We start from the raw sequence: 13,933 nt of genomic DNA, 5'->3' as shown, positions 1-13,933 counted from the left end.
CTTGTGGATGAGAAACAATTAGTAAGAGAACGCATAGCTAGGCGTGCTGAAAAAGAAATCAAAGACGGCGATTACGTCAATCTCGGAATTGGAATGCCGACGCTAGTCGCCAACTTCATTTCTGAGAACAAAAGCGTTGTGCTGCAATCTGAAAATGGTTTGCTGGGCATCGGTCCATATCCGACAGAAGACGAAGTGGATCCGGATCTGATCAATGCCGGAAAAGAAACGGTTTCGACGATTCCCGGTTCTGCGTTTTTCACAAGTGCTGAATCGTTTGCAATGATTCGCGGCGGCCATATCGACGTGGCGATACTCGGCGGGATGGAAGTATCGGAAAAAGGCGATTTGGCTAACTGGATGATTCCAGGAAAAATGATCAAGGGGATGGGCGGTGCAATGGATCTTGTCCACGGGGCAAAAAAAGTCATTGTCATTATGGACCATGTATCAAAAGATGGCTCTGCGAAAATCAAGAAACAATGCGAACTGCCGCTGACAGGCAAAGGCGTAGTCAATAAAATCATTACCGAACGCGCCGTGATCGAAGTGACGGAGAACGGCTTGGTGCTGACCGAAGTTTTCGAAGGGTATAGCGTCCAGGACATTATCGATTCGACAGGTGCGCCACTTAACACAGATCATGTTAAAGTATCCTAAACTATTGCCAAATAACGGTGCTTCGTCTAAAATAAATAACAATAGCAAATGACAGCGAAGAGGATCAGTAGATTGCTTTTTTTCCCAAGAGAGCCGGCGGGTGGTGTGAGCCGGCGAAAAGCGCAATTGAACTCGCCTTGGAGTCAGTGTATGTGAACTAGAGTAAGATACACCGTTTTCCGCGTTAAGGAGTCAAGTTGAGCGAGCGATCGCTAATTTGGGTGGTACCGCGGGAAAACTCCCGTCCCTTATTTTATTTAAGGGACGGGAGTTTTTATTTATTCTGCTATAAATGCCGAGCTTTCTAGAGCGGGGGAGTTAGGTTCAACAAGCAACACCGGCCTTTTGGCCGTTTCCGCTTTTTAATGAGGAGGAACTGGACATGACATTCAAGCACAAAGAAGTTGAAAAAAAGTGGCAGAAATATTGGGCCGACAACAAAACGTTCAAAATGGACAACGACGAGTCCAAAGAGAAATTTTACGCTCTTGATATGTTCCCGTATCCTTCGGGTGCCGGGCTACATGTAGGCCATCCAGAAGGCTATACAGCAACGGATATTTTAAGCCGCATGAAACGCATGCAAGGCTATAACGTCCTTCATCCAATGGGCTGGGACGCATTTGGCCTGCCTGCTGAACAATATGCACTTGATACCGGAAATGATCCTGCTGAGTTTACTGAGAAGAACATCGCAACGTTCAAGCGCCAAATTCAGGAACTTGGCTTTTCATATGATTGGGACCGTGAAATCAATACGACGGATCCGGCTTATTATAAATGGACACAGTGGATTTTCATCCAGCTGTACAATAAAGGCCTCGCCTATGTGGATGAAGTGGCTGTAAACTGGTGCCCGGCACTTGGCACAGTACTGGCAAACGAAGAAGTAGTCGACGGCAAATCCGAACGCGGCGGACATCCGGTTGAGCGCCGCCCGATGCGCCAATGGGTGTTGCGCATCACCGAGTACGCAGACCGTCTGCTTGAAGATCTGGATGAACTTGACTGGCCGGAAAGCCTGAAAGACATGCAGCGCAACTGGATCGGGAAATCCGAAGGGGCGGAACTTGAATTCCAAGTGGATGGCAACGGGCATTCTTTCCGAGCGTTCACAACGCGTCCGGACACGATTTTTGGTGCAACCTATGCGGTTTTGGCACCGGAACATAAATTGGTGGCTGAGATTACGACGGCTGATCAAAAAGAAGCGGTTGAAGCTTATATCGATGAAGTGAAAACGAAAAGCGATTTGGAACGGACTGATTTGGCAAAAACCAAATCCGGCGTATTTACAGGAGCTTACGCGGTCAATCCGGTAAGCGGCGAAAAAATGCCGATCTGGATTGCGGATTATGTGCTTGCAACTTACGGAACAGGCGCCATCATGGCAGTTCCAGCGCACGACGAGCGCGATTATGAATTCGCGAAGCAATTTGATTTGCCGATCGTCGAAGTTGTTTCTGGGGGAGATATCTCAACCGAAGCATATGCTGGCGACGGGGAATTGATCAATTCCGATTTCTTGAACGGTCTGAACAAAAAAGAAGCTATTGCCAAAGCGATTTCGTGGCTTGAAGAACACGGCGTCGGTGAAAAGAAAATCACGTACCGCCTTCGCGACTGGCTATTCAGCCGCCAGCGCTACTGGGGCGAGCCGATTCCGATCATCCACTGGGAAGACGGCACAATGACTGCTGTTGATGAAAAAGACTTGCCATTGACGCTTCCGGTGACTACCGATATAAAACCGAGCGGAACCGGTGAATCGCCGCTTGCCAATATCGAGGAGTGGGTCAATGTTGTTCATCCGGAAACGGGATTAAAGGGCCGCCGTGAAACGAACACGATGCCGCAATGGGCCGGCAGCTGCTGGTATTACTTGCGCTTTATCGATCCGACTAACGACGAAGTGCTTGCAGATCCTGAACTTTTGAAGCGCTGGCTGCCGGTAGATGTTTACATCGGCGGTGCAGAGCATGCAGTACTTCATTTGTTGTATGCGCGCTTCTGGCATAAAGTGCTTTACGATGTCGGTGTCGTATCAACAAAAGAGCCGTTCCAAAAATTGTTCAACCAAGGAATGATTTTAGGAGAAGGCAACGAAAAAATGTCGAAATCCAAAGGCAATGTCGTGAATCCCGACCAAATCATTGAAAGCCACGGAGCAGACACGCTTCGCATGTACGAAATGTTCATGGGGCCGCTTGAAGCGTCGATCGCTTGGTCGACAAATGGCCTTGACGGTTCTCGCCGTTTCCTTGACCGCGTATGGCGCTTGCTTATGGAAGAAGACCAATTGAGCGGGAAAGTGGTTGAAGCCAATGACGGCAAACTTGAAAAAGTCTACCACCAGACGGTCAAGAAAGTGACGGAAGACTTTGAAGCGCTTCGCTTCAATACAGCTATTTCGCAAATGATGGTCTTTATCAATGAAGGCTATAAAGCCGATTCGATTCCAAAAGAATACGTTGAAGGCTTTGTGAAACTCCTGTCTCCAATCGCACCTCACGTAGCGGAAGAACTATGGGAGAAATTGGGCCACAGCGGAAGCATCGCTTATGAAGCATGGCCGGCATTCGACGAATCGAAATTGGTTTCGGACGAAGTTGAAATTGTGGTTCAAGTGAACGGCAAAGTAAAAACGAAACTGGTTGTTGCCAAAGCCAGTACAAAAGAAGAACTGGAAACAGCGGCACTTGCCGACGAGCACGTACAAAAAGCGGCAGAAGGCAAACAAATCCGCAAAGTCATCGCGATTCCAGGAAAGTTGATCAATATCGTAGTAGCTTAATAATTTCGCCTGTCCGAGAGCTGAGTGCTGAAGGACAGGCTTTTTATTAGGAAGCATATTTGCGGCAGACAAACCTAAGCTGCGAAGCCGATTCCAGTTGCTGTCCAATTTGAATGAAATGCAGTCCAAATAAGCTGAAATACTATCCGTTAACAATAAAATTGAAAAAGGAATTGCGGAGACCGCAATTCCTTTTTTTATTTGGCTAATTCTATTTCTTTTGCAAATTCCGCTGCGCTTCTTCCGGCGACGTTGCCTGTGACCAGCGCGGAAGTGATATTGTAGCCGCCGGTATAGCCGTGGATGTCCAGAATTTCGCCGCAGAAGTACAAGCCGGCTTTCTTTTTGGAAGCCATCGTTTTCGGTACGATTTCTTTGATCGATACCCCGCCACCTGTGACGAATGCTTTTTCAATAGGCTGTGTGCCGTAAACAAACATGGAAAATGCGGTCAGTTGAGCTGCCAATATCCGGACTTTGTCGCTCGCAAGTTCTGCACCGATTGCTTGCGGGTCGATGCCTGCGCGCTCAAACAGGAACAGCAGCCAGCGTTCTTGGCCAATGCCTTTCCAAACATTCTTCACCGCTTTTTTCGGTTCGTCTTTCATCATTTTGTGAAGCATCTGGAATGCCGATTCGGCGTTTTCATCCGGCAAGGAATTGATGCGGATTTCAACAGGCTCTCCGCCGTTTTTCTTCATTTCTTTCACAACATACTGGCTGCAGCGCAAAATGGCCGGACCGCTGAGGCCGAAATGGGTGAAGAGCATGTCCATTTGGTGGGTGACAAGAACTTTGCCTTTTTTGTTCAGCACTGATACCGCTGCGTCGCGAAGTGCCAAGCCTTGGAGTTCACGATTGACGATAAATGGCTCTTTTGACAGCAATGGAACTTCCGTTGGATACAAGTCGGTAACGGTGTGTCCTGCTTTTTCTGCCCAAGGATAGCCATCCCCGGTAGAACCTGTTTGCGGCACCGCTTTCCCACCGACTGCGACGACCACCGCTTTAGCGGTAAATTCTTCGCCGGAATGCAGGCGGATCCCTGTCACTTTTTCATCGGTCATCAGCAATTTTTTCACTGGCGAGTCGAGCAGGACTTTGACGTTCAACCGGTCCATTTCACGGAACATCGCATCCGCTACATCTTGCGCCCTGTCAGAAACAGGGAACATGCGGCCGTGGTCTTCTTCTTTTAAGGCAACGCCGAGGCCTTCAAAAAAAGCGATGATGTCTTCATTATTGAATACAGAAAACGGGCTGTGCAAAAAACGGCCGTTTCCTGGAATATTTTTTACAATTTCGTCAAGAGGCAGGCGGTTGGTGACATTACAGCGTCCTCCGCCGGAAATGACTAATTTTTTCCCGAGTTTTTTTCCTTTTTCAACCAACAAAACCTTTTGATTTCTAGAAGCAGCAGCAATTGAAGCCATGAGTCCCGAGGGACCCCCGCCGATGATGATAACGTCATACATAAAATAAGAACTCGCTTTCGTTTTTCTTTTCAGTATACACGATGCATCGAAACACGTTGAGTAATTTCTTCTATGGGTGTAAACTATCGTGTAGATTGTTTTTTTAGAAGAATAAATGCCGTGTCCCTTAGCCAGAATATTTCATACAAGTCAGGAAGTGCAAAATGTCTACACTCATCAAAGGAACTGCCATTTTAACCTTGGGTCTGTTTTTATCAAAGATTCTTGGAGTTATTTACGTTATTCCGTTTTACGATATGGTCGGAGAAGAAAACATCGGCCTTTACCAATATGCGTACATACCGTATAACCTTATGTTGTCGCTCGCTATATCGGGCGCGCCCATTGCTTTTTCAAAATTCGTAGCAAAATATAATTCGCTTGGTGATTATGAAACCGGCCGGCGGCTTTTGAAATCTGGATTGCTGACAATGATGGCAACCGGTTTTGTGGCGTTTTTACTGTTGTATTTCTTTGCTGAACCGCTTGCCCATATGACAATCGACGAAAACGATAAAATCCATTCAGTGCAAGATGTTAAAGAAGTGATTCAATGGGTCAGTTTTGCTTTAATTGTTGTGCCTTTCATGAGCTTGTGGCGCGGGTTTTTCCAAGGCTACAACTTCATGATGCCGACAGCGGTCTCTCAATTGATTGAACAGATCGTCCGCATCATTTTCTTGCTTGCCGGTGCATATATCGTCTTAAACTTTTTGGACGGCACACCGAAAACCGCTGTCCAAGTCGCAGTTCTTTCTGCTGCAATTGGTGCATTAGGCGGCGTTTTGGTTCTGTTTTACTATTGGCGCAAAAAAAAGCCGGAATACAATGAACTCCGGGCAAATTCAGTTGAATCGTATGATGTGCGTTTACGCGATATGTACAAAGAGATCCTCATTTACGCAGTGCCGGTCGTTTTTCTCGGCATTGCCAATCCGCTATTCCAGTTTGTTGATATGTTAACGTTCAATAACGCCATGAGCACAACGCCGGATGCCGTAAATTCGAGCACATATTTGAGCATTTTGAACTTTACTGCCCATAAATTAGTGATGATTCCGGTTATGTTGGCAACCGGGTTTTCCATGGCATTGATTCCGCTTGTCACAAAATACTATACGAAAAACGAGCATGTCCAAGTGAACCGGACTTTGGACCAATCGTTCCAAGTGCTATTGTTTCTGACTTTGCCTGCAGTCGTCGGAATGACAATGTTGTCTGATGAGCTTTACCATGTGTTTTATGAAATAAGCGCAAGCGGCTCCGAAATTCTTGCCCATTATTTGCCGGTAGCGATTCTTTTTGCGCTGTTCCCAGTGACAGCCTCCATTCTGCAAGGAATCAATCAGCAAAAATGGATCATCCTGAATTTATTGATCGGCCTTTTATTGAAATTGGCCTTAAACATCCCGCTCATCAAATTGTTTGAAACAGATGGGGCGATCGCCGCAACTGTCATTGGTTATGGAGTTGCGATCGGGATGAATCTGGCAGTCATCGCAAAAACGTTAAATTACCGTTCTTCTTTAGTAGTAAGAAGAATTGTATTGATCATTTTGATGAATGCAGTGATGGCGGCAGCTGTATTTGCAGCTATCTGGGCGCTTGATCAGTTCCTGCTGATGGACAGCAAATTCCATTCAATTCTTCGCATTTTACTTGTGGGAGCAGTTGGCGGAGCGGTTTATGGTTTTATCGGCTTGAAGACAGGCATTGCACAAAAACTGCTTGGCGAACGTTTGACAAAATACACACGTAAATTCGGTTTCTAGGAGGAGAACATGCGAATTGACAAATTTCTGTCCAATATGGGATTTGGTTCTCGAAAAGAAGTGAAAGTCCTGCTGAAGTCCAAAGCGGTGGAAGTGAACGGCATTGTTGTCCGGGATCCGAAAGTGCAGATCGACGAGCAAGGGGATACCGTTAAAGTGAATGGAGAAGCGGTGGAATATGTGAAGTTTATCTATCTTCTGATGAACAAGCCTGCGGGTGTGGTATCAGCGACAGAAGATAATCACGACCGCACGGTTATTGACCTGTTAAAAGAAGAAGAGAAGCATTTTCAGCCGTTTCCAGTGGGCCGGCTCGACAAAGACACGGAAGGATTTTTGCTTCTGACCAATGACGGCAAGCTTGCCCACGAATTGCTGTCGCCGAAAAAACATGTGGATAAAACATACTTCGCTGTTATTAACGGTGAAGTGACTCATGAAGATGTTAAAGCGTTCGAAAAAGGCGTGGTGCTTGAAGACGGCTATGTGACCAAACCGGGTTTGTTGAAAGTGGTGAAAAGCGGCCCTGTTTCTGAAATTGAATTAACAATTACAGAAGGCAAGTTTCATCAAGTAAAGCGGATGTTCATAAGCGTTGGGAAAGAAGTAAGCTATTTAAAAAGGTTGTCGATGGGTCCGCTGTCTTTGGATCCAAAACTAAAACCTGGGCACTACCGCCATTTGACCGAAGCAGAAGTAGACCTCTTAAAACAAAGAAAATGACCGCAAATATTGCGGTCATTTTCTTTGTTTAGAAAGCCATTCAGGTTGTTACTTTCACTTTTTTGTGCGTCGTTGTCCATTTGCCTCGAGTTGGGCTAATCACCAAATCGTTAAAGGCTAACACATTCAAATCTCTTTGAATGGTGCGAGGAGTGATGCCGAATTCATCGACTAAATCTTGCGTAGTTACAGTTCCGTTTTCTCGGATGTACTTATACATATCTTTAATTCGAATGAGCATGCGATCAGTGGTAGGTTTCATTAAAATAAACCACTCCTTCATCTTTTTTCCCATTGGCAAAGACTAGCGGACGATGTGCTGAGGTTTATACAGCAGGTTCGGTATTGAGAAAGACAACCCCTTTTTCTAAAAAATGTGTCAAATTAATTTGTTTGACAATTTGATTATATCGGAAAAATAATTACTTTACTATAATTTTCACTTTTTTCCTGCAATTTGACAGGAGAAAAGGCAAAAAAATGTCTGTTTTGTACTGGAATTATTTAATTTTTACAGAAAAGGTGTACAATAGCTTTAACAAAAAGGAGTGTGGAATATGGATTGGCAACTGGAAGCAGAAAAGCGAAAAGATCATATGCTTAAAGAATTGCAGCAACTGATGGCAATTCCAAGTGTGTTGAGTGAAGAAACAACACCTGACGCTCCTTTTGGAAAAGATGTCAAGCGGGCGCTCGATTGGTTTTTGGAAAAAGGAACAGCGAATGGATTTGATGTAAAAAACGTAGACCATGTTGCTGGGCATTTGGAATTTGGGCAAGGCGATGAACTGCTGGGCATTCTAGGGCATGTGGATGTCGTGCCGCCTGGCGCCGGATGGACGAAAGATCCGTTCGGTGGGGCTATTGAAGACGGCAAGCTTTATGGCCGTGGTGCAATCGATGATAAAGGACCGACAATTGCAGCTTGGACGGCGCTTAACCTGGTGAAAGATGCTGGTTTCGAGTTTTCCAAACGGGTACGCCTTATAATCGGAACCGATGAAGAAAGCGGCTTCCGATGCGTTGAGCGCTATTTCGAAAAAGAAGAAATGCCGACCATCGCATTTGCGCCTGATGCAGATTTTCCAATCATTAATGCAGAAAAAGGCATTGCCGGATTGGTCTTTTCGAAATCGGAGTGGTCGCAAGCTGATGCATTGGTTTCATTCAAGTCCGGTGAACGGACGAATATGGTTCCGGATTTAGCGGAAGCAACAGTCGCCGGAGAATTCACAGCATGGCAAGAACGCTTTAACAAATTCTGCAGCGAACAGCAAGTGAGCGGATCCGCTGTTGAAAGCGAAGAGAACACAACGCTCACTTTACACGGGAAATCGGCGCATGCGATGGAGCCGGACCATGGCATCAATGCCGGAATTTTGCTTGCTTTGTTTTTAAAGGATCACTTGAGCGGGGACGGTAAACAGTTTGTAGAATTTATCGCCGTCCATTTCCATAATGATTCGCGTGGCAGAAAGCTTGGCCTCGATTTTGCCGATGAAATATCCGGAGACACGACATTCAACCCCGGCGTCATCCGATTTGAAAAGGGCAAAAAAGCGACAATATCCATTAGTATGAGGTATTCGGTGAGTTATCCTTTTAAAGAGAAAATGACTGATTTTGAAACGGAAGGATTTTTGTTGGAGATTGCTTCGGATTCTCCTCCTCATCACGTAGACGAGAACGATCCCTTCATTCAAACCCTTCAGACAGTTTATGAAAAGCAGACTGGGCAAAAGGCGGACCTTCTGGCGATTGGCGGCGGCACATACGCACGTGTGTTGAAAAAAGGCGTAGCCTTTGGCATGCTGTTTCCAGGGGAGAAAGACGTTGCCCATCAACTGGATGAATTTGTAGACATCGACAACTTACTAAAAGCGACTGCCATTTACGCAGAAACAATATACCAACTGGCTTGTAAAAAATAAGAAAAGAGGGATTGGCTATGGACGTGATTTTACATAATGACCAATTTATTCGTGAAGAGGAACTGGTGATTTCCAAAGAAGACCGAGGCTATCAGTTCGGTGACGGAATTTATGAAGTTATCCGGGTATATGAAGGAAATCTGTATACGGCAAAAGAACATATTGACCGGTTTTACGCAAGCGCAGAAAAGATAAAAATTGTCATCCCTTATACAAAAGATGTTTTTCATAAATTGGTATACGATTTAGTTGAAAAAAATGAAATCAATACCGGCCAAGTGTATGTGCAAATCACCCGGGGCGCTTCTGTTCGGCAGCACCATTTTCCGGCAGACACGCCGCCAGTTCTGATTGGTTATACAAAATCGGTCGAGCGCCCTGTAGAATTGATGGAAGCCGGTGTCCGGGCAACGTTTATCGAAGATATCCGCTGGCTCCGCTGCGATATTAAGAGTTTAAATCTGCTCGGCAATGTTTTGGCAAAGCAAGAAGCCCACGATAGAGGCTTTTACGAAGCGATCCTCCACCGGGGAGAAGTTGTGACTGAAGGCTCTTCAACGAATATGTACGGAATAAAAGATGGTGTGGTGTACACACACCCAACAGACAACCTCATTTTGCCTGGAATTACAAGAAGCGTGATTCTGGAGCTGTGCAAAAAAGCGGGAATACAAGTGCAAGAAACGGCCTTTACGAAATCCCAAGCTTTGGAAATGGATGAATTTTTCTTGTCTTCAACGACTGCTGAAGTGATGCCCATCATTGAAATTGATGGACAACCGATCGGCGGAGGCACTCCAGGTCCCTTGACCCAAAAACTCCAAGAGGCCTTTACGGCAAACTTGGGCTTAACGGTAAAAGCGTAATAGTGATCGGCGAAAGCCGATCGCTATTTTTTTATAAGAAGTTAAATGATAAACTGGAAAGAGGTGGCGCAAATGTCCAAACATTACTTTATCGGCATTAAAATACCTGAAGAGGTTGCTGTGGTGTTAGATGAGGCAAGAAAAGAGTGGAACTTGACGAGCCATAAACGGTATACACCACCGGTCGATATGCATATTACTTTGCTTTTTATCGGCAACGACCCCAATTCGGAAATTGAAGCTGCAGCAAAAGCGCTGGAAAGAGTGGAGCATGCACCTTTTAATCTTAAGATTAATGGCGTAAAGACATTTGGAAAACCATCGACTCCTCGTATCATCTATGCGTCAGTCGAAGACAGCGAGGAATTGGCCGCTCTGCAGACCAGTGTTCGGCAAGCGCTTCAGCAGTTCAACCTGAATCCGGATACAAAACCGTTCGTTCCGCATATCACACTTGCAGGCAAGTGGAAAGGCGGGCCGCCAATCGAGCAGCAGTTGAGGCTTGAACCGGCGACGTTCCAAGTGAAGGAATTCTCCGTATTCCAAATTGAACCGCAACAAGTACCGAGATATATTCCAATTCACACTTATCAATTGAAAGAAGGATGACCAATGATGCGAATAAGAGCTGCGGCTCCGCTGAGCGGTAAAGAATGAAGACAGTGTTCATCATCAATCCGGCCGCCGGAAATGGCAACGCGTTAAAGAAATGGCGGAGTTTTGAACAAACGGTTCAGTTTCCTTTCGAGGCCATGTTCACTGAAACAAAAGGACATGCCATATCTTTGGCCAAAACATTTCACGCATCAAAAGAAAGGGTCCTGCTCATCGGTTTTGGAGGAGATGGTACGCTGCGTGAAATCATCGCCGGGGCGGCAGGAGCTGAAAATCTTATCGTCGGCGCCGTCGCTGCTGGCTCAGGAAACGATTTCAGCAGAGGCTATGCCGCTTTTCGGGATGCAGATGCTATTATGCAATTCTTCGAACATCCGACTTTTGTAAAAGAAGACTTAGGAGAATTTAGCAACGGAGCAGCCAATCACTTTGTCAGCTCTTCAGGCATCGGTTTTGATGCCGAAATTTCTGTTTTGGTCAATCGATCTCCGGCAAAAAAATGGCTCAATAAAATCGGTGCCGGAAAAATCGTTTATTTGCTTTATGTAATTAGGACATTGGTAAATTTCAAAGGGTTTCAGCTGGTGGTAGAAGAAGAAAACCACAAGCATGTTTTTGATGATGTATGGTTTGCCACCGTCAGCAACCAGCCTTATTTCGGAGGAGGCATGAAAATTTCACCTCGCTCCAAAACGAACGATGGATTATTGGAGTTGACTGTTGTCCACAATCTATCCCGTTTGAAACTCTTGCTGGTTTTTGGTACGGTATTTACCGGAACCCATACTCGGTTTAAAGAAGTGGCCCAATTGAGCAGGCCGGAGTTCCGGCTAACGGTGAACAAAGCTGTCTTCCGCCACGTTGACGGAGACAATGCAGGAACAGCACCAAGAAATCAAGCGGTGACGTATGCCGTGAGCAAACAGTATTGGCAATCTGTGAATATAGAAAAGAAAGAGGAAGTCTAATGAGATCACGTTTTAAACCATGGGCAGCAGATTTAATCCAAGCCCATCCGGAAATCGTCATTCCAGAACCGGAAAAAGTAAAAGGAAAATGGCAAGAAGTTTTTGGCAACGACCGTCCACTGCATATTGAAGCAGGAACGGGGAAGGGCCGGTTTATCGTCGGCATGGCAAAGATGAATCCGGATATCAATTATATCGGCATCGAGCTTTTTGACAGTGTGATTGTCAGTGCCCTTGAACTGGTTCTAGCAGAAGAAGGCGGTATTCCGAACCTGAGACTGTTAAAAGTGAACGCGAAAAACATTGAATCATATTTTGAAAAAGGCGAAGTAGACCGCCTGTATTTGAACTTTTCAGATCCATGGCCGAAATCGCGCCATGCAAAGCGCCGTTTGACGCATGAGACGTTTTTGCGGTTGTATGAGACAGTTCTGCCTGAAAATGGCGAAATTCACTTTAAGACCGACAATCGCGGCTTGTTTGAGTATTCGCTTACCAGCATTTCGGAGTATGGCATGCTTTTGAAAGATGTATCGCTGGATTTGCATGCGAATGAGCCGGAATGGAATATCATGACCGAATACGAAGAGAAGTTTTCTAAAAAAGGCCAGCCGATTTACCGGATGGAAGCACAATTCCAAGCAGAATGATGATCAGGGGGATGGAAGATGGAAAAGTTTCAATTTCACGACATGGCGTTAACATGGCTGGATGGGGGAACCACTTGGCTCGACGGCGGCACAATGTTTGGGGTAGTGCCGAAAGTTGTTTGGTCAAAGCGGTATCCAGTCACTGAAGGGAATCAGATCGAATTGCCGACTCATCCGATCTTAGTGCAATATCAAGACCATAATATTCTTATTGACAGCGGCTTGGGTTCGGGGAAACTAACCGATCGCCAAAAGCGTAATTTGGGTGTTTCTTCCGAATCCAGAATTGATGAAGCACTGGCGGAGCTCGGGCTTTCTGCAAAAGATATCGATACAGTGTTGATGACGCATCTGCACGGCGACCATGCTGCTGGATTGACGAAAAAACAAGGCGATTCTTATGTGCCGGGTTTTCCAAATGCGAAAATTTATGTTTCTTCAGTTGAATGGGAAGAGATGCAAAATCCCAATATCCGTTCCAAAAATACCTATTGGAAGGAAAATTGGGAACCGATTATGTCTCAAGTCGAGACATTCGAAAAAGAAAAAATACTTTTTGATGCCATTACCATGATTCATACCGGCGGCCATTCAAACGGCCACAGTGTCATTAAATTAACAAGCGGCGGGGAAACGATCCTTCATATGGGAGATATAATGCCGACACATGCCCACCAAAATCCGCTCTGGGTGCTGGCATATGACGATTATCCGATGGATTCGATCTACGCAAAAGAAAAATTGATGAAAGAAGCATTGGACGGGGGCTATTATTTCAGCTTTTACCACGATGCTTACTACCGTTTGTTAAAATGGAGCCAAGATGGCAAAGAAATTCTGGAATCGGTAAAATATAAAGAAGTGCAATTTTAAAAAGAGCCGAGATTCGGCTCTTTTTTAGTTTGTTGAAAATATCCTTTTTATACTTTAAAGAATTATGATAAGTCTTCCATTCAGCAACATGCTCCGCCAGGAACAAAATAAAAAAGCCGCCGAAAACTTTTCGGCGGCTTGTAAAAAAAGAACAGCAACGGTTCCTTTTTTATACTTTCTTAACTTCTAAAACGGCGCCGGTATGGGCGTCAGCTAGGAATTCGAATTGTTCCAGCTCGTCTTCACGGTGGCGTGTAATGCCGCCCTTATAAACTTCTGTTGTTATTGCATGTTGTTTGTACGGTTCGGTCTTCATGAAAATCCAGGAACCGTCAATCGGTCCTTCTTCTTTGAAGGCAGATTTAACTTGCTTTAATACATTATCTGCTGAGTAAAGCTTTTCTTTGCGGTCGTATGCTTCTTTTACTAAAAAAGCGGTAGCGGCCCCTGTTGCAAATCCAATCAATAAATCGCGATTTTTCACTCGAATCCCTCCTATACGTGCTGCCTAAATTGTACCATAAACTAAAACGTGCAAGGAAATAATGTGCCATTCAAAAGTTTTCGTTTCGCCAGTCGAAATATAAAGGTGGAAATACTCTGAAA

Annotated in this window: 13 protein-coding genes and 1 other annotated feature; of the genes, 10 read left to right on the top strand and 3 right to left on the bottom strand. The window is 45.3% G+C overall.

The genetic code is table 11. From position 1 onward, the window contains the following. The first annotated feature begins 3 nt into the window (after positions 1-3). Positions 4-660, top strand: a complete 657-nt coding sequence (locus FQV28_RS03575; protein ID WP_146494233.1) for a 3-oxoacid CoA-transferase subunit B — start codon at positions 4-6, stop codon at positions 658-660. Between the two features lie 45 nt (positions 661-705). After that, positions 706-912, top strand: a binding site (T-box leader). 130 nt (positions 913-1,042) lie between these two features. Beyond that, on the top strand, positions 1,043-3,454 hold the full coding sequence (gene leuS / locus FQV28_RS03570; protein WP_146494232.1) for a leucine--tRNA ligase: 2,412 nt from the start codon (positions 1,043-1,045) through the stop codon (positions 3,452-3,454). A 197-nt stretch (positions 3,455-3,651) separates the two neighbouring features. Here the strand turns inward: leuS and FQV28_RS03565 are convergent, their stop codons facing one another. After that, complete coding sequence (locus FQV28_RS03565; protein WP_146494231.1) at positions 3,652-4,929, bottom strand: BaiN/RdsA family NAD(P)/FAD-dependent oxidoreductase; 1,278 nt, start codon at positions 4,927-4,929, stop codon at positions 3,652-3,654. Between the two features lie 164 nt (positions 4,930-5,093). Between FQV28_RS03565 and FQV28_RS03560 the strand changes: the two genes are divergently transcribed. Further along, positions 5,094-6,701 (top strand): putative polysaccharide biosynthesis protein, encoded by a 1,608-nt coding sequence (locus FQV28_RS03560; RefSeq protein ID WP_146494230.1) that lies wholly within the window; start codon positions 5,094-5,096, stop codon positions 6,699-6,701. 9 nt (positions 6,702-6,710) lie between these two features. Continuing rightward, positions 6,711-7,424: a pseudouridine synthase gene (locus FQV28_RS03555; protein ID WP_146494229.1), complete on the top strand. Its 714-nt coding sequence runs from the start codon at positions 6,711-6,713 to the stop codon at positions 7,422-7,424. A gap of 40 nt (positions 7,425-7,464) precedes the next feature. On the opposite strand, the gene FQV28_RS03550 is transcribed toward FQV28_RS03555, so the two are convergent. Next, a complete protein-coding gene (locus FQV28_RS03550) occupies positions 7,465-7,686 on the bottom strand; it encodes a DeoR family transcriptional regulator (RefSeq protein WP_146494228.1) in 222 nt (73 codons plus the stop codon). 295 nt (positions 7,687-7,981) lie between these two features. Here FQV28_RS03550 and pepV point away from each other — a divergent pair, with 295 nt between their 5' ends. From pepV to FQV28_RS03520, 6 genes are all read left to right on the top strand, one after another. Next, positions 7,982-9,355 (top strand): dipeptidase PepV, encoded by a 1,374-nt coding sequence (pepV, locus tag FQV28_RS03545; RefSeq protein WP_146494227.1) that lies wholly within the window; start codon positions 7,982-7,984, stop codon positions 9,353-9,355. A 17-nt stretch (positions 9,356-9,372) separates the two neighbouring features. Beyond that, positions 9,373-10,221, top strand: coding sequence for a D-amino-acid transaminase (dat, locus tag FQV28_RS03540; RefSeq protein WP_146494226.1), 849 nt, complete (start codon positions 9,373-9,375; stop codon positions 10,219-10,221). 72 nt (positions 10,222-10,293) lie between these two features. Continuing rightward, a complete protein-coding gene (thpR, locus tag FQV28_RS03535) occupies positions 10,294-10,830 on the top strand; it encodes an RNA 2',3'-cyclic phosphodiesterase (RefSeq protein WP_146494225.1) in 537 nt (178 codons plus the stop codon). Positions 10,831-10,874: 44 nt separating this feature from the next. Next, the gene (locus FQV28_RS03530) at positions 10,875-11,804 is read left to right on the top strand and encodes a diacylglycerol/lipid kinase family protein (protein WP_146494224.1); all 930 of its coding nucleotides are present in this window, start codon (positions 10,875-10,877) and stop codon (positions 11,802-11,804) included. Continuing rightward, positions 11,804-12,454 (top strand): tRNA (guanosine(46)-N7)-methyltransferase TrmB, encoded by a 651-nt coding sequence (gene trmB / locus FQV28_RS03525; protein ID WP_146494223.1) that lies wholly within the window; start codon positions 11,804-11,806, stop codon positions 12,452-12,454. The genes FQV28_RS03530 and trmB overlap by 1 nt, the downstream gene beginning before the upstream one ends. Positions 12,455-12,472: 18 nt before the next feature. Next, positions 12,473-13,327, top strand: coding sequence for a YtnP family quorum-quenching lactonase (locus FQV28_RS03520; RefSeq protein WP_146494222.1), 855 nt, complete (start codon positions 12,473-12,475; stop codon positions 13,325-13,327). A gap of 169 nt (positions 13,328-13,496) precedes the next feature. On the opposite strand, the gene FQV28_RS03515 is transcribed toward FQV28_RS03520, so the two are convergent. Beyond that, on the bottom strand, positions 13,497-13,811 hold the full coding sequence (locus FQV28_RS03515) for a PepSY domain-containing protein (protein WP_146494221.1): 315 nt from the start codon (positions 13,809-13,811) through the stop codon (positions 13,497-13,499). Between the last annotated feature and the right edge of the window lie 122 nt (positions 13,812-13,933).

Origin of the sequence: Planomicrobium sp. CPCC 101079 (assembly GCF_007859275.1) — a bacterium.
Classification (GTDB): Bacteria; Bacillota; Bacilli; order Bacillales_A; family Planococcaceae; genus Planococcus.
The sequence above is the reverse complement of the archived record's forward strand: the minus strand, read 5'-3'. Positions and strand labels throughout refer to the sequence as shown.